The following is a 17,673-nucleotide window of genomic DNA, read 5'->3' as shown; positions in this document are numbered from 1 at the left end:
CATGGGATTATTAATAATTTATGCAGTTGTTTCTATTTTCTTTTCCTTTTTGTGTTCAATACTTGAGGCGGTTTTATTAAGTATTACGGGAACATTTATTAAAGTAAAAGAACAAGAAGGAAAATCTTATGTTGCCTCATTAAAAGCATTAAAAGACGATGTAGATAAACCTCTTATAGCGATTCTAACATTAAATACGCTAGCACATACTGTAGGAGCAATTCTAGTAGGTGTACAAGCTGAAAATATGGTAAGCGGTAGCGGTTACAACAGTAGCTATTTAGGTATTCCTTTTGTAGGTATTGTATCTGGAATAATGACGGTTTTAATCCTTGTAGTTTCAGAAATTATCCCTAAAACCATAGGAGCTACGTACTGGCAAGGACTCGCTGGTTTTACTACGACGGCACTTAATGTTATGATCTTTCCATTAAAATGGACTGGTATTTTATGGATTTTGCAACTTACTACTAAAGCCATAGGAAAAAGTGCTCACATGAACACGATGACCAGAGAAGACTTTGTTGCGATTACAGAAACTGCCGAGCAGGAAGGAGTTTTTGAACCTACCGAAGGTCAATACATTAAAAGCTTGATGAATTTCAATAATATTAAAGTAAAAGATATTATGACGCCTAGATCGGTAATGGTTATGGCGCCTCAAAAAATGAAAATAAAAGACTTTTTTGAACAAAATCAAGATCTAAGATTCTCTAGAATACCAGTCTTTGGAGAAAATAGAGATGACATTAAAGGTTACGTTCTAAAAGATCATATTCTAGCCGATATCATTCATGATAAACCAGCCGAGACTCTTGAGGACTTAAGAAGAGAGCTTACCATTGTTTCTACTAATCTTCCTATTCCACAATTGTTTGAAGCTATGATCGCTACAAAAGAACACATGGCTCTTGTGGTAGATGATTATGGAAGTGCGCAAGGTGTTGCCACTATGGAAGATGTTATTGAAACCATGCTAGGTCTAGAAATCATGGATGAAAGTGATAATGTCGAAGATATGCAGCAGCTCGCTCGCAAAAATTGGGAAAAGCGTAGTAGCAACTTCAAAAAATAGCGCTTAGTTGATATGCTTTTCTACTACCTTACTATAGCCTTACAGATTTACTGCTTCTACCATGCTTATCAAAATAGAAGCGAATTGTACTGGTATGCGATTATATTTTTTCTTCCGGTTATAGGTTGTTTGATTTACGTTTTCTTAAAAATTATCAATAAGAAAGACTCAAATGTTATAGGAGAAGAAATAACAACAGCCATCAATCCTGGTAAAAGAATCAAAGACTTAATAGAAAAAGTAGAGTTTGCTGATACATTTTCTAATCGACTAGCTCTAGCCGATGCTTATTTACAAAGGAAAGAGTATGAAAATGCATTGGAAAATTATGAGGTACTGCTAGATGGAGCTCATAAAAATGACACCTACTTACAGGAACAACTCGTCATTACCAATTATCATTTAAAGAATTATGAATCGGTAATTGAACTGGCAAAACCACTAAAAGCAAACTCAGAGAACAGAGCCTTAAAAGTTATATTTTACTTAGGTTTATCTTATAAAGCACTAGATAAATTCAACAATGCCGAGAAAAACCTGAGAGCTTTAGACATCAGGTATTCTAATTATCCTGAAAGGTTAGTATTAGCACAATTTTTGTTAGAAAGAGAAAAGGTAGACGATGCTAAAGAGTTAGTAAGTGAACTACTTTCTGAACATAATTATATGAGCAAACCCAATAAAAGAATTTACCGCGATACTTTTATGAAAGTTAAAAAGCTCAGTGATACGCTGCAATTAGAATACAAGTAGAATTATCTTTTTATTTAATTGAAAATAATAATTCTTATACCAAAGATTTTGAACTACTTCTTAAACGACTCTAAAATCTCCTGATATGTCTTAGAATTTTGTGGATGTGATTCTAAGTATTCAAATACTTGAGCGATCACATTTTTTGAAGCTCCTAATTCTTGAAAAATCTTGATATCTTCATTCCAGTTTTTAAGACTTCCTACTCGCGTGGCAAGAGTTTCAGATAACTGGGTGATTTTTTTCATTTGCTCAAAAGCTTCTGTAGCTTTCATTTTTTCAATTTCGGTAAATAAATCTTGAAATGTAAGTTGTTCTAATTGCTTTTCTTTAGTCATTTTGCGCAGCATGGCACTCATAGAAGACATACGACCAAAAAAGCTCACATCATAATCATCTATACCACATTCTTTGAGTCTAGCGATCTCTCTTTGAAGCGATTTTTCATCTTGAAAACTTCCGTCGATAAGAAAATCTAATTTTTTATTTAATAAGCTTTTGCATTGCTCAGTAAGAGGCAGCTCCACAGTCGCGGTCTGTTCTTGGGCATAACTACAATAAGCCATAAAAAAGGTAACTAATAAAATGGGTAATCTAGTCTTCATAATAAGGGTAACGATGCTTTTGCAAAGTTCGCATAATTGTAGACAAAGAAAGTGCCAAAACTATTAATTAATAGCAATCTATTGTAATTCTTGTACGTAGGTAAGTGTTCCGCTTTCGCGAAAGCGAGAACCTCATCATCCCTTTTACAAGTACCAGTAATCTTTATCAACTATCAAACAAGCTCGCTGGTAGGAATAGCAACTTGATCCAGCGCTTGAGAAATGTCCCATATCAAATCTTCATAATTCTCTACGCCTATAGAAAGACGCACTAACGCATCGGTAACGCCTATGTGTTCCAGATGGTCGTCATCTACTCCGGCATGCGTCATGCTTTTAGGATGTTCCGCAAGACTTTCTGTTCCTCCTAAACTTACTGCTAGTTTTACGAGCTTTAAAGAATTCAAGAATTTAAACGCTTCTTTTTCGCCTCCATTGATACAAAAACTTACCATTGCACCAGGACCTGAACATTGATTTTTATAAATCTGATAATTGCGAGTTCCCTCTTCAATGAGTCCTAAGTATTTGATTTGAGCAACTTTTTCATGGTCTTTTAAAAAGTTAGCCACTTGAATAGCATTAGCTTGCATCGCCTCCATTCTTATCTTTAAGGTTTCTAGGCTGCGTAATAACATCCATCCTGTATGTGGAGAAGCCATGTTACCTAGAAAAGTACGTAGCGTTTTTACACGCACCATTAATTCTGCATTTCCTAAAACAGCTCCAGCGATCAAATCACTGTGACCACCTATATATTTTGTAGCGCTGTACATTACCAAATCTGCTCCGTGCTTTAATGGATGTTGCCATAAAGGCCCCATGTACGTATTATCAACAGCGATGGTAACTTTTTCTTCGGTTTTAAAACGGTCTACCACACGACGCACCATTTCTATATCGATAAGTGCATTAGTAGGGTTTGCTGGTGTTTCTAGATGTACATGCGTTAATCTGCCAGCATGGTCAGAATTATGAATAGTTTCATACAATTCTTCCTCACTCATGTCAGATGTAAAACCTAGCGTGTGCACTCCGATTTTAGGAAGAAAATGATTGATAAAATGATCAGTCCCTCCATAAGTAGGCGAACTGAACAATAATAAATCTCCAGGTTTTAAAAATTCCAGAAGCACAGTAGAGATCGCGCTCATGCCGCTTTCAAAAACAGCGCAATCATCTGCTTGATCCCATAAACGCAATCTATTTTCTAAAATTTCTAGGTCAGGATTATTGATGCGACTGTAAATCAATCCCATTTCTTCACCAGGAAGCTTTTCTCTTTTTCCATAAGCGAGTTCAAAGAAAGCTTTTCCTTCTTCGGCACTTTTGAAAACAAAAGTAGAAGTTAAAAATATGGGACATTTAATAGCTCCTTCAGACAGTTCTGGTTTATAACCATAAGACATCATCAAGCTTTCTGGTTTCATAGATCGGTTGCTCATAATAAAGGCTGTTTTTGGTGGCTGCAATTTAAATGTTTTTTGAGGATTCAAACGTTTTCGTAGATAGTTTTTGATGAATTTTAAAAACAAAGTATGAATAAATGATAAACGGTTTATTAACTTTTCATTAACTTACAGTCCTAACCTTTAAAAAATTTAATATGGCTTATTCTACTCAACCTAAAATGTGGTTTTGGATTGTTGCAATCCTTTTTCTCTTATGGAATCTTATGGGCGTAGGCGCATGGAGCGCTGAAGCAATGGGAGGAGCAGATGCGATGATGGAAGGGTATACTGTAGAGCAAATCGAATTCTACAAAAGTTTCCCTAGCTGGTACACTTGGGCGTATGGTGTAGCCGTTTTTGCTGGTCTGTTTGCCTGTATCGCACTACTTTTCAAGAAGAAACAAGCGGTATTACTTGCTCTTCTCTCACTCGTGGCAGTTATCGTCTGCCGTGTTTATGAAATAACAGTAGACGCCTGGAACATGATGGCAACAGCAGATAAAGTTTTTCTAATCTTAGTGCCTGTGCTCTCCATCTTACTATGGCTTTTTGCTCGCAGTGTTAGAATAAAAGGATGGTTGAAATAAAATCTTTGTTTATAAACAAGCACAACCAAACAAGTCAAGGTAGGTAATATAATCCACAGGGATTTTACCATTTTTAAATTGTAACAAAACGCGATAAGGATCAGAGCTGCCTTGTTCTTCATATTCTTCAAAAGAACGATATCCCATAAAAGTATCATTATCTAACTTACCTATAAGAGTGACATGTCTATGATCTTCTGCATAGCCACAATCGAAATAGGTATTTGTTATATTTTGATAATAATTAAACTCACTTTCTCGCATTTTCAACTCTTGTTCCACTTTAGAAAATTTAACCATTTGCTCTGAAGCAAAATAATAACTACTTAAATCAAAAGGAGCTTCTAATTCTAAAAAAATAAACTGATCCTGACATTCATCTAGACTGACGCCTATATCAATGACAGTTGCAGATCGAGCAGTATTAGTATCTCCGTATAAAAAGAATTTTTGATTTAAATAATGCTCATACTCTTCTAGTAATTTATTGCTTTGATAGATTTTTGCGAAAGTATTATCATGTAACACATATTCTGACCTCTTATATTCATCATCGCTATGCATAGAATTCATTATAAGAGAGTCTTGGAAAGTAAAACGAGAATCCTCTGCATTGATAGGAATTACAATTCCTACAACACTTTTTTCTAGCTCATAAACACTGAGAAAGCGGTCATTATTAATTTCTTGGTTATATGTAACGTCATAAGCGTCACTTAGGTCATCTTTATTACTGAGGAAACCGTCAAAAACATAACCCTCTAGATCAGTGTCAGTATCTTTTACTTTAACAAAAGTTCCTGGTATCAGGAAGCCGTTATCATTTATGATCACAGTATCTGTTGAAATTGCTTCTATCACTTCCATTTGATCTCGATATTTAAATTTACCGATTTTCTGACCATTCAAATTAGGGGCATCTCTTAAAGTTAATCCATTAAAAGCGGTGACAGTTTCGAGATTATAATAAGATTTATTGTCAATCTCTTCTATGTTTACAGATTTCTTATCAGTTTCAATGGAATCAGATTCTGTAACATTACTTCTAGCATCTTGTTTACATGAAAGAAGTAGCAAGAAGAAAGTTAGTTTAAGAATTTTGCACATAATTACAGAGATTTCAGGCAAGGTAAGAATTAAAAGAAACTACTCTTCGCAACTCTAAACGTATTAGTATGCGCTTCAATTATCGTCTTAATTTCTGGAGAATAGCCGCCGCCCATGCTGCATTGCACTGGTATGATAGCGTTTGTTTTTGTTCTCGCTTTCGCGAAAGCGGATAAAGAAAAACGATCTCGCTCTTTACAACCATCTAAAGTCATGCTTAATTTTCCCAGCTTATCGCTTTCTAAAACATCTACACCACACAAATAGAATATAAAATCTGGTTGTTCTTGAGCGATGAGATCTGGCAAGGTATTTTTGAGCTCACTTAAGTAATAATCGTCTTCATAACCATCGGGAATGGCTATGTCCAAATCTGATTGTTCTTTTTTGAATGGATAATTACCAGCGCCATGCATTGAGAAAGTGAACACACTGTCATCGTTTTGAAAAATTTCGGCAGTTCCATTACCTTGATGTACGTCTAGATCTACTATTAATACTTTCTCTGCGAGACCATGATGTTGTAAATATCTTGCAGCGATAGCTTGATCGTTGAGTAAACAAAATGCCTCGCCATGATCAGTATAAGCGTGATGCGTGCCGCCAGCAACATTCATAGCTACTCTATGATCATAGGCTTTTAAACAACCTTCTATCGTTCCTTGTGCAATTCTCAACTCTCGTTCCACTAGTTGCGCGCTCAATGGAAAACCTAGTTTTCTAGCGGCTCTTTTATCGAGTGTCAACTCTTTTAAATCTTCTAGATACTGATCGGTATGGACTCTTAACACGTCAACTTCATTGCATAATTTGCTAGGTTCAAAGAAGTCTGTTTCTATTGCTGTTCCTTCATGAAGTAACTGTTGCGGCAACAACTCGTACTTGAGCATCGGGAAACGATGTCCTTCTGGCAAAGGATGCTGGTAAATAGGATGAAAAGCTATGGGAAACAAATGCCGTTTTTATTTCAATTGATCCAAAAGTAAGTCTAACTAATCGGATCAGAATTACATGAAGTAAAAAATTATTTCAAAATAGCAGCGCGCGTTTTATGATGTCATTTATCTTTGCAAAAAATAATCGTTATCAAATCTATTTTTGCCCTTTTGATGTTAATGACTTTTGCCTTGCGTCCCGCTTATCAGGCAAGTTATTACCTCTATTTTCAATTGAATATAGATGCGATTGTGGCAAAATACTGTATCAATAAAGAACGACCACAATTACAGTGTAATGGTAAATGTCATCTAGGTAAAACAATTGCATTAAGTAGTACTGCAAATAATAAGGATTCTAACTCTAAAACGGTGCAGTTGAACAATGCTTTTTATCCGCTTTATTTTCAATCACCAGAACAGTTTAGTTTGATGCAAGGTGTTTTCTCAAAAAACACTGATAATTTTAAATATCATAATTCCTATAGTTTTACTAGTTACTGGAATTACGAGCCACCACCACGGCACTTTTCATAGTATTAGTTTTATTTATTTTCCTAGGCATTGAGCAGACTAGGAAGTTTATTTCACCATTGCTTTGGTTTCTCGATGAAATCTTAGTAAAACTTATTTATTATGAAAAAAATTCAGATTATAGCATTATTACTAGCTGGTATATCAGCTTTCGCGCAAAGCGATAACAACAATTCAACAGATCATATTCATACAGGGAATCGTCCTGATGGGCACGCTCCTATAAATGTAATGGGCGATCACACTCATGGAAAAGGAGAGTTTATGGTTTCTTACCGATTTGCAACTACCACGATGGAAGATTTGAGACTTGGCAGTGAAGACGTTTCTTTTGAAAGTGTTTTACGTCCTAATGGCGGGCAATATATGGTTACTCCTACAGAAATGAGCATGAATATGCACATGTTAGGTGCCATGTACGCTCCTACAGATAAGTTGACGCTTATGGCGATGACTATGTATATGGATATGAGTATGGAACATCTTACTGCTATGGGTGGTAATTTCACTACAACTTCTAGTGGTCTAGGCGATATTTCCTTATCGGCTTTGTACAAATTATTCAAGAAACCTTCTTATAGTATTCATGGTCAACTCGGGATTTCTCTTCCTACTGGCGGCATAGATAATGAAGATGTAACGCCTGCGAGTATGGGCAACGAGGTGATATTGCCTTATCCTATGCAAATAGGAAGTGGGACGTATAGTGGTATTCTTGCATTTACTTATTTAGGTCAAAGCAAGTGTTTCTCTTGGGGCTCTCAAGTAAGAGGTGAAAAAAGATTTGGCGAGAATGATAACGGTTATACTTTAGGCGACCGATTGAACTGGAACAACTGGGCAGCTTACAAAGCTACTGACTGGTTGAGCATTTCTACTCGTATTGAAGCTGTTGCTGTAGAAGATACTGATGGAGTGAATCCAGATTTGAATCCGCTAATGGTGATTACTGCTGACACGGCAAATTCTGGTGGAACTTTTCTAAATGGAGGTTTAGGCGTGAACTTATATGCTCCTACCAGTTCTTTGAAAGGTTTTAGATTAGGATTAGAATACAGTCTACCTCTGGCGCAGCAATTTAATGGTGTTCAACTTAAAAACCAAGACGTATTTACAGCTGGTGTTCAATATGCCTTTTAAGCTAAATTTGTAACTGTAATCTAACTAGTAGAATATAATTATTCTATTAACTTTGAAATAAAAATTATGAAAAAGACGATTTATCTTATTGCTATAGCGGTACTTACTTTAACTTCTTGTAAAAAAGAAGTAACGGAAGAGGAGAAAGCACTTGCAACTCAAATAGAAACCTATGATGCTCTTATGGCAGAAGCCATGGAAGTGCATGACGAGATCATGCCTAAAATGGGCGAATTGATGGAGTTGAAAGGAGAAATTACTGAAAAAGCTGAGGCTGGAGAATTATCAGATCAGACAGCGATTTCTAGCACTGCAGAAGAATTAAAAGCATCTCACAACGGTATGATGACGTGGATGAAAGACTATTCTGAAAAGTTTCCTTATGGCGATCCTTCTCCAGAAACTAAAGAAGCAATCGATAAAAAAATGCCAGTTTTAGAGCAAGAGGTAGAGGAAATAAAAAACCTTAGAGATAAAACAATGAAAGCTATTGATAATGCCAAAGCTTTACTGAATAAGTAATATCATCAACTTGTCTTACTATAAAAGCCGTTTTACCAAAAAAGTAAAACGGCTTTTTAATTTTATTCAAGCTCTTGATTCTTGACTCTTGTATCTTGTTTCTTGTTTCTTGCTAACCAGATCCATAGTTTTCACAAGCTCTTATTAAATACCATGATGCTTTAAGAGAAAAAATTATCTTTGTAATACTCTATAAACTTATATGCTCGAATTAGAAAATCACGAATACGAAAAAGCGATTCTTGTAGGTGTTATTACCCAACAACAAAATGAAGAAAAGCTTAATGAATACATGGATGAGTTAGAATTTCTAGCTTATACCGCTGGTGCGACTGTACACAAACGTTTCCATCAAAAAATGCAAAAGCCAAATCCTAAAACCTTTATAGGAAAAGGTAAAATGGAAGATGTTGCTGCTTATGTTAAAGCAAACAATATAGGAACAGTTATTTTTGATGATGAGCTGTCGCCAGCACAACAAAAAAATATAGAAAAAATTCTAGAGGCAAAAATAATTGATAGAACCTACCTAATTCTAGATATTTTTGCGCAGCGAGCACAAACAAGTTATGCACGTACTCAAGTAGAGCTTGCTCAATACGAATACCTTTTACCTCGATTAGTAGGTTTATGGACACACCTTGAAAGACAAAAAGGTGGTATAGGAATGCGCGGTCCTGGAGAAACAGAGATTGAAACCGATAGACGTATTGTACGTGACCGTATTACCTTACTTAAAAAGAAGTTACTTACCATTGATAAGCAAATGTCTACACAGCGTGGTAATAGAGGTGCGCTAGTTAGAGTTTCTCTAGTCGGTTACACTAACGTAGGTAAAAGTACCCTAATGAATGTGGTTTCAAAAAGCGAAGTTTTTGCGGAGAATAAGCTTTTTGCGACACTCGACACCACAGTGCGCAAAGTTGTAGTAAGGAATCTACCTTTCTTACTTACGGACACCGTAGGTTTTATAAGAAAGCTACCTACACAACTGGTAGAATCCTTTAAGTCTACACTAGACGAAGTACGAGAGTCAGACTTGCTTTTACATGTTGTAGATATTTCTCATGAATCCTTTGAAGATCATATTGCCTCTGTAAATAATATTCTAGGTGAAATAGATGCTATTGATAAACCTACTATAATGGTTTTTAATAAGATTGATGCGTATCAAGCGCAAGATTATGACGAAACAGATTTGATAGAAGAACGTACATCTGCTCACTACTCATTAGAAGAATGGAAAGAGACATGGATGGCCAAAATGGGAGAAGACGTCATTTTTATTTCGGCAACTGAGAAAGAAAATATGGAAGATTTCCGTAAGAAGGTCTATGATAAAGTGCGCGAGATTCATGTAAAACGTTTTCCTTATAATTCCTTTCTTTACCCAGATTACTCTGAGGAAGAATAATCCCTTCTTATTTTTGCAACGTTATTAAACCATTAGTAGAATAAAATCTTTTGTTCCACTTACAGAAAACTCATTGGTTATCCCTAAATTTAGAATCTGTATAAGATTTTGAATAATAACTACATGACTGAAGATCTTGCGATGGATCAAAATGCGATTTTAGAACCGCTCGCATACCATAAAAAACTACGTGACCATTTAAAAAGCCGCAAGAAAACCTGGCAATGGTTCAAAGACGAAAAGGTCAAAACTCAACAAGTAGAATCTTTCAAAAAGGACTTACTTAAAAACACCTATCGTCTTGATCAAGATAGCCACAGTTCCTTATATAACATTGCAAAAGAAATATGCAACGTATTAAATATTGATGCTCAAGTCATATTTTACCAAGAGAACAATAGCATCCAGCTCAATGCCAGTATTTCTATACTTGAAAAAGAAGCGCACATCGTTTTTTCTGGTAACATTTTACAATTACTAGATGATCGACAGCTCAAAGCCCTAGTGGCTCATGAATTATCACACTACCTGTTTTTTAAAATAGAAGATGGCGACTTTGAAGTCACACAGCGTATTGTACTCGCTCTGGCAAATGATTCTCGTAGCGAAGACAGTATTATAGAAACTGCTCGTATTTTTCAATTGTACTTAGAATTATTTTGCGACGCTGGCGCTTTTAAAGCCTGTCGTGAACATTATAGCGTGATACAAATGCTTATCAAATTGAACACAGGACTTACTGAAGTGAACGCACAAAGCTATTTAGATCAGGCCAAAGAAATCATTAGCCAGGAAGAAGAATCTACAAATCAAACCACTCATCCAGAATCCTATATAAGAAGTATTGCACTTGATTTGAAAGCGCGCAAAGAAAAAGATTACGAAGAAAAACTGCACCAACTCATTGAAGGGAAATGGGATATCAATAGCCTCGATATCTTTGAGCAAGAAGCAACTAGAAAGCTTACCTTAAACTTCATACAACTCATTCTTAAACCTCAATGGATGAATTCTGCAGCAGTAACAAATCATGCACAACAATATTTCTCAGAGTTTAAAAGAAGCGTTGAGGTTGATATAAGCACGCTTTCGTACCGTGACAAGCACGGCATAAACTTTCTTTCAGAAAAGCTAAAACACACGACACCCAGCACAAAGAGCTTTTTATGTTACGTTTTACTCGATTTTTCTAGAATTGATAGCGCTTTAGAAAAACTACCGCTAGCACACACTTTAGAAATTGCAGAATTGCTGGAACTTCGGGAAGATTATGAACGTATTCTAAGAAAGGAATTAAAACTGACTATAAGAGATTTTAAAAAACTCCAAGAAGAAGCGATGGCAGATTTAAGCAATGTGACCGAAAACCAAGAAAATAGTATGTACGACGATGAGTGATTATAAAGCGAGCTTTTTTTCCTTACTAGACGAGCTGAAAGAGTATGGTGGCAGCACCACTCAAGATTTTATAGCACGAGTACTACCATTGCTAGCAAAAGCTCATTTCTTGAGATCGCGCAATCAAGTATTGGGTATCTATTCTATCGATGATGTTTATTATAATGGTAGGACTCTAGTCACAGACTCTGAAGGAAAAGAATTTAAAAAAGGTCCCAATAGAATACTTACTAAGCCTACACAACGTTATGCCGTTGAAGTAAGCGGTAATTACAGCGAGATAAGTAAAGTAGAAGGTGATGATTATGATCGTAATATTTTTGACGATCAAGCGATTCAAGAAAATCTAGATAAGCCAGTTACAAAACCGGTCTATTTGCCATTTTACAAATCTTGGGATCTTGCTACAGGTCATTACGATCCATTGACAGAAATTTTTACTTTAGGTTTCATACTAGCCAGCGTGGCTTATGCCATTGATTTTAGAGATAAGGAAGAACTAACGAGATTTATAGATAATAGAGAGCGGCTATACTTTTACAATAAAGACCTGCATCCTACCGTGCATCATGTCATAAGAGAAATGACACCAGTTTATAGAGAAGACAGAGCTCCTAGCCTAGAAGAAATAATTGCAAAGCTTAAAAATTATCGAGATTTTAATCCAGAGAATTATGTAGATCTCACCGAGACAGAAGGTTTTAGAAATCTCAATTTATCAGATCGAGGCAGTTACATTCTCGATAAGCTAAAACGTAGGCTATTTGACATTTCTAAAAGAAACAAACTACTGTATTTTAATGACAGAGGAAGCTTTATGAATCTCACAGAAGCTTCTATCCCTATGCTACTGGATTATAAAAATATAAGTGAGAAAGACTTGATATTTTGGAGCAGTCACATCGAGGAGCAGTTTGTAAGCAAGAAAAAAGTTAATCTTAATAAATATCTGGACATACGCAGAAACAGATTTCTAGCGCCAGCACTTAATAAAATCAGGCTCGAAGCTCGTAAAAGTAAAAATGAGTATGGTTTTGATCAATTAAGAGTTGTTGTAGCCTTTTTACACTGGTATAATTTCAAAGAAAGTGAAGAAGAGCGCATCAGCTCACCGCTATTATTGTTACCGGTTTCTTTAACTAAGAAAAAAGGAATCAAAGACAAGTATGAATTAACCATTAACGATACTGAAGCTGAAATCAATCCCGTATTAAGTTACTACTTGAAAGATCTTTACGACATCAATTTACCTGATTTTGTTAATTTAGAAACCAGTAGTGTTGAAGATCTAGTACAAAGTATTAGAAATCAAATTTCGCTAGGTGGAACAGGCATAGATCTCCAGTGGCGGGACCAGCCTAAAATACAGCTCATTCATAAAATTGCTAAGCGCAATTTTAAACTTAAAAAACGCAAGCTTAATAATCGCAACTCAGGATTAAGTACACGTAATTATGATTACTCTTATGAAAGCGATAACCTCAAACCATTAGGCCTTGCTATTTTTAACGACCTGATTGCCAAAAAACACAATGAGTTAGAGTATATCATCAACGAGGACATTAATCCTTACTCCGATCTTGCCGTAGCAGAACGTAGACGCAGTTTTTATCATACCGATAATGATGGAGAAGTGAATCCACTGGTGTGGGAAGTAGATACTTGTAATATTACCTTGGGGAATTTTAATTACCGCAAGATGAGTCTCGTGCGAGATTATTCTGAAATCATAAAAGCAGATATTAAGGATGAGGTCTTTGATGAACTCTTCAGCGATCAGCCTAAAAACATCAACTTAGAAGGTTATAAAAAGACCAAGCTAGAAGAATTATATCCTATAATACAATCAGATCCTACTCAGTCTCAAGCGGTGCTCAAAGCAAGATCTGGTGAGAACTATATTATTCAAGGTCCGCCAGGAACTGGTAAATCACAAACCATTACTAACCTCATTGCAGACTATGTTGCTCGTGATCAGAAGGTATTATTCGTTTGTGAAAAACGCGCTGCTCTCGATGTTGTTTTTCACCGTTTAAAGAACAAAAAACTAGACGAGTTATGTTGCTTGATTCACGATTCTCAAACCGATAAAAAATCCTTTATCATGAATCTTAAAGACACTTATGAGTCTTTTATGAAGAAGGATATGAATACGGTCTCGCTTTCGCGAAAGCGAGATAAAACTATCCAAGAAATAGAATCTCATTTGTCTAAAATTGAGCAGTTTCACGATACCATGCGAGATGGAGAACCGCCTTTATATGAGCTGTATCAAGTGCTCATACAATATTATCAAGAAAAAGAATTGCTATCTGATCGAGAGCTGATTTACTTACCATTTTACAAAGAGTGGAATGAAAATCAAACGTGGATCACGGATTTTATAGCGCAAATTAAGCTCAATAATCATGGAAACAATATTGCCGATTATACATTAAATGGTCTTTCTAATAAGTTATTAGATGCTCCTAATGCAAAAGCAGCCGTCATAGAAAAAATAGACGTGGCGACTGCTGCTCTGGATAGTTTTATAGAATTACTAGATAATCAAAGCACCGAAGTTGAGGACCAATCGATCGATACATGGAAAAAGGAGTTTGAATTTGCTCAAAAAATATCCAATATCATTGAGAAAGATGCTTTGGGGATTTTTGATAAGAGCAGCATTGCAGCATCAGAACTAGATAACCTCAACCGCAAGCTTGAAAAACAAAAGAAATTACATGAGCGGTTTGTTGAAGAAAACAAATTCTGGACCCAAAAATTTAATGCCACAGATGCACAAACGGCTCTTGAAAAATGGAACAAACTAGACGGTAGTTTCTTTAAATTTCTAAATCCCAGCTGGTACCAGCTTAAAAAGCAGGTAAAAGGAGCTTATAATTTTGGGGCGCATCAAGTTGTACCAGAAATAGGAAGTGTTCTTAAAACATTAAATGAAGAATATACTGCTCTTGCTGAACTTGAAGAACAGCGTTATGAGGCTGCACAACGATTTGGTCTTACAGATTACCTAATAGATTTTGCCTGGATTGAAGAACAGCAACGAGAGCCAGATGCTATTATCAAGAAATGGCTGTCTGGCGATCACAGCAGCTATGTGCGATCTTTATTGAATTTTTCTAATAGGTTTGATACGCTTTACAGTGCGCTGGAGGAATTGTTTTGCAATTTTGGGAATACTGAACTAGAAGTATTTGATCAAAAGTTGCAATCTGCAAAAAATAGTGTTCATACCTTAGGCTTGTTCACTCCATTTATCAAACAGTTGCATGAAACCAGTCTTGCAATGCAAGAAAATTTGCGAGTTAAAGACTGGCAAACAGAAGATATTGCATTTCACACCGCATTCAAGTCAGTGAAAGAAATATATGAAAAAGATCCTGTATTTTCTCAGTCTAGCGAGGATAGACTGTCTAATTCTGTGCAGAAAATAAGTTCATTACTAGATGCTTATTACAACTCTAATGTAGATTACATACGTTCTAAAATTAGAGATCAATTCCTTAATAAAGTACGCATTACAGAATCAGTTGCTGCCCAATTAACAGAGGAAGAAAAAGAACTCAAAAAAAACTACAATGCGTCTAGACGTATTTTAGAAAATGAGTTTGGCAAGAGTATGCGCTATAAATCCATACGAGAACTGGCAACTGGAGATGCCCAGGATATTATGACCACATTAAAACCTGTATGGTTAATGAGTCCACTAAGTGTAAGTGATTCTATGCCTATCGACACTTCTATTTTTGACGTTGTTATTTATGACGAGGCTTCTCAAATAACCGTAGAAGAAGGCGTGCCATCGCTATTTAGAACCCATCAAACCATTATTGTAGGAGATGAGATGCAAATGCCACCTACTAACTTTTTTAGTTCAAACGCTGTAGATCAAGAAGAAGATGAAGAAGAAATAGAAGAAAGAACTGGTATCAATCTCGACGCCGATAGTCTTTTAAATCAAGGAGCTCGTAAATTAAGTTCTGTCATGTTAGGCTGGCATTACCGTAGCCGTCGGGAGAGTTTAATCAGCTTCAGTAATGCTGCTTTTTATAAAAGAAATCTACTTACTATTCCAGACAGTCGTATTCCTAATGCTGGAATTGATCCATTGCCTCCTGTAATTGATCCCGATCAAGAAATCGATCCTACAGATATTTTGAACAGAAGTATCAGTTTTCATTATTTAGAAAATGCTGTATATCATAAACGTACTAATAAAGATGAAGCCGCATATATCGCAAATCTAGTACATTCATTCTTACTGAATGATATTAAAAAAAGTATCGGTATTGTGGCTTTTTCTATGGCGCAGCAAAGTGTTATAGAAGAAGAGCTGGAGCAACTTGCGTTAGAAGATCCACATTTTGGAAGATTGCTAGAAGAAGAATTTCAGCGAACAGAAGAAGATCAGTTTATAGGATTATTTGTGAAAAATCTGGAAAATGTCCAAGGTGATGAAAGAGATATCATCATCATGAGTATTTGCTATGGTTTTAATAACAAGGGCAAAATGTTTATGAATTTTGGGCCTATCAATAGACGTGGTGGCGAGAAAAGACTCAATGTGATTTTCTCTAGAGCAAAACAAAACATGATAGTCGTTTCTTCTATTCAATCAGAACATATTAAAAACGATTACAATGAAGGAGCTAACTACTTCAAGCGCTTTTTAAAATACGCTCAATACATATCTGATGGAAAACTTGCTGCTGCAAACTCTGTTCTAGATAGCCTTCATTTGCACGACGACGATCAGGACAAAAAAATCAAGCGTTTACCTATAATTCAACAAATTACCTCTTTGCTAAAAGAAAAAGGGTATCAAATAGATGAAGCCGTAGGTCAATCCCATTTTAAATGTGACCTTGCTGTAAGGCAAACTCATTCTTCATCTTATGTACTAGCCATTTTAATAGATCGATCAAATCATTACCGCACTGACGACATTTTAGAACAATACTGCCAGAAACCACGTGTTTTAACAGCATTTGGATGGAAATTGCAACATGTTTACAGTAAAGACTGGTTAGAACAACCAGAACGTGTGATAGAAAAGATCATGCAAAAGTTAGAAGGAAAAGAGGAAGGAAATGACTCTGCAATCGAAAATGAACTTGAAACAGAATTACCAATTGAAACCGAAGAAACATCTGAAAACTCATCTATTAAAGAAACCGAAACAATAGAAGAAACTACTTCTACTACCATAGAAACTGAAAAACAAGAGACTTCTGACAACGATCTAACTTTCAAACGATATGAATTTACCGAAGGTTCCAGTAATAAGTTTTGGGAAATAGCCGTAGATGGTTTTGATATCGTCACACGTTATGGACGCATAGGAAATTCTCCTCAGCAAAGCAGGAAAGAGTTAAAGGATCAAGTATCTGTGCTTAAAGAAGAATTGCGTTTAATAGGTGTAAAGACTCGTAAAGGTTATCGCCCGGTTTAAAAACCTAGTGAAATGCATAGATAATAAAGAGTTTCAAATGCGGCTTTATAGTTTCTAGTTATTAAAATTAAGGATCGTTGTTACTAGTTCGCTTTCGCGAAAGCGAGATCACAAAACAGCTTCTTTTTAAATTTATAGTCATGTGCTAATGGCATTTGATTTACTACGCAATAAAATTGCGTAGTAATGTATTAGCTTTGCGACAACGATAAAAAATTAACTAATGATTTCATTAACGCAACTTATAGGATTTGAGCAATATGCAATGTGCTCATTACCACATAGTGATTTGAGGTATAATCAGTGGATACTTATTGATTTTTTTGAATGAAATAACTTGAATATTTTATAAAAAAATATATGATTGTATAAATTGAACATAGAAAATAAGTGATAAGCAAAAAACAATTGAGAGACAGCCAGTTGTAAACTATTAGGATATCTGCAAGAAAGCGGACAGGTAAACAACACGCTAAATTTAAACTTAAAATACTGATTTTCAATTATTTAAATATCATTTTTGCTTGTGAGATTAAAATATCCTTTTCATATTTGCAACGTCAAAACAACAAAACAATTATAGTTATGAACTATTTATATATACAACCCATTAATCATAAAAGCATACTTCTCCTGCCGGTTTTATCACAAGCAGATTTGAATGGAGAAGATTTACTCAACCCAAAGAGATACATTA

14 protein-coding genes are annotated in these 17,673 nt (G+C 35.6%); 9 read left to right on the top strand and 5 right to left on the bottom strand.

Annotated features, from left to right (window positions below; all coding sequences use genetic code 11):
* Position 1 precedes the first annotated feature (1 nt).
* Both DDD_RS08070 and DDD_RS08065 read left to right on the top strand, forming a co-directional pair.
* Positions 2-1,075, top strand: coding sequence for a CNNM domain-containing protein (locus DDD_RS08070; RefSeq protein WP_015362321.1), 1,074 nt, complete (start codon positions 2-4; stop codon positions 1,073-1,075).
* 12 nt (positions 1,076-1,087) lie between these two features.
* Positions 1,088-1,828, top strand: coding sequence for a hypothetical protein (locus tag DDD_RS08065; RefSeq protein ID WP_041567029.1), 741 nt, complete (start codon positions 1,088-1,090; stop codon positions 1,826-1,828).
* 53 nt (positions 1,829-1,881) lie between these two features.
* Here the strand turns inward: DDD_RS08065 and DDD_RS08060 are convergent, their stop codons facing one another.
* The 3 genes from DDD_RS08060 to DDD_RS08055 are packed head-to-tail and all read right to left on the bottom strand — an operon-like array spanning position 1,882 to position 3,878.
* Entirely contained in the window at positions 1,882-2,433 is a 552-nt protein-coding gene (locus DDD_RS08060) for a hypothetical protein (protein ID WP_015362319.1), read from the bottom strand.
* Positions 2,430-2,603: a hypothetical protein gene (locus DDD_RS17970; protein WP_015362318.1), complete on the bottom strand. Its 174-nt coding sequence runs from the start codon at positions 2,601-2,603 to the stop codon at positions 2,430-2,432. The genes DDD_RS08060 and DDD_RS17970 overlap by 4 nt, the downstream gene beginning before the upstream one ends.
* A 3-nt stretch (positions 2,604-2,606) precedes the next feature.
* Positions 2,607-3,878, bottom strand: coding sequence for a cystathionine gamma-synthase family protein (locus tag DDD_RS08055; RefSeq protein ID WP_015362317.1), 1,272 nt, complete (start codon positions 3,876-3,878; stop codon positions 2,607-2,609).
* Between the two features lie 161 nt (positions 3,879-4,039).
* On the opposite strand from DDD_RS08055, the gene DDD_RS08050 reads away from it, so the two are divergent.
* Positions 4,040-4,471: a hypothetical protein gene (locus DDD_RS08050; protein WP_015362316.1), complete on the top strand. Its 432-nt coding sequence runs from the start codon at positions 4,040-4,042 to the stop codon at positions 4,469-4,471.
* 9 nt (positions 4,472-4,480) lie between these two features.
* On the opposite strand, the gene DDD_RS08045 is transcribed toward DDD_RS08050, so the two are convergent.
* Together DDD_RS08045 and DDD_RS08040 are read right to left on the bottom strand one after the other, a co-directional pair.
* Positions 4,481-5,578, bottom strand: a complete 1,098-nt coding sequence (locus tag DDD_RS08045) for an SH3 domain-containing protein (RefSeq protein WP_015362315.1) — start codon at positions 5,576-5,578, stop codon at positions 4,481-4,483.
* Positions 5,579-5,607: 29 nt separating this feature from the next.
* Positions 5,608-6,531, bottom strand: a complete 924-nt coding sequence (locus tag DDD_RS08040; protein ID WP_015362314.1) for a histone deacetylase family protein — start codon at positions 6,529-6,531, stop codon at positions 5,608-5,610.
* Positions 6,532-6,645: 114 nt separating this feature from the next.
* On the opposite strand from DDD_RS08040, the gene DDD_RS08035 reads away from it, so the two are divergent.
* From DDD_RS08035 to DDD_RS08010, 6 genes are all read left to right on the top strand, one after another.
* Entirely contained in the window at positions 6,646-7,050 is a 405-nt protein-coding gene (locus DDD_RS08035; protein WP_015362313.1) for a hypothetical protein, read from the top strand.
* Between the two features lie 99 nt (positions 7,051-7,149).
* Entirely contained in the window at positions 7,150-8,187 is a 1,038-nt protein-coding gene (locus DDD_RS08030) for a transporter (RefSeq protein ID WP_015362312.1), read from the top strand.
* A 66-nt stretch (positions 8,188-8,253) separates the two neighbouring features.
* Positions 8,254-8,709: a hypothetical protein gene (locus tag DDD_RS08025; RefSeq protein WP_015362311.1), complete on the top strand. Its 456-nt coding sequence runs from the start codon at positions 8,254-8,256 to the stop codon at positions 8,707-8,709.
* Positions 8,710-8,911: 202 nt separating this feature from the next.
* A complete protein-coding gene (hflX, locus tag DDD_RS08020) occupies positions 8,912-10,123 on the top strand; it encodes a GTPase HflX (RefSeq protein ID WP_015362310.1) in 1,212 nt (403 codons plus the stop codon).
* A gap of 123 nt (positions 10,124-10,246) precedes the next feature.
* The gene (locus tag DDD_RS08015; protein WP_015362309.1) at positions 10,247-11,521 is read left to right on the top strand and encodes a M48 family metalloprotease; all 1,275 of its coding nucleotides are present in this window, start codon (positions 10,247-10,249) and stop codon (positions 11,519-11,521) included.
* Entirely contained in the window at positions 11,514-16,976 is a 5,463-nt protein-coding gene (locus DDD_RS08010; protein ID WP_015362308.1) for a DUF4011 domain-containing protein, read from the top strand. Before DDD_RS08015 ends, DDD_RS08010 begins: the two co-directional genes overlap by 8 nt.
* The last annotated feature ends 697 nt before the right edge of the window (positions 16,977-17,673 follow it).

Origin of the sequence: Nonlabens dokdonensis DSW-6 (assembly GCF_000332115.1) — a bacterium.
GTDB lineage: Bacteria > Bacteroidota > Bacteroidia > Flavobacteriales > Flavobacteriaceae > Nonlabens > Nonlabens dokdonensis.
This window is presented reverse-complemented; position numbering and strand designations above follow the sequence as displayed.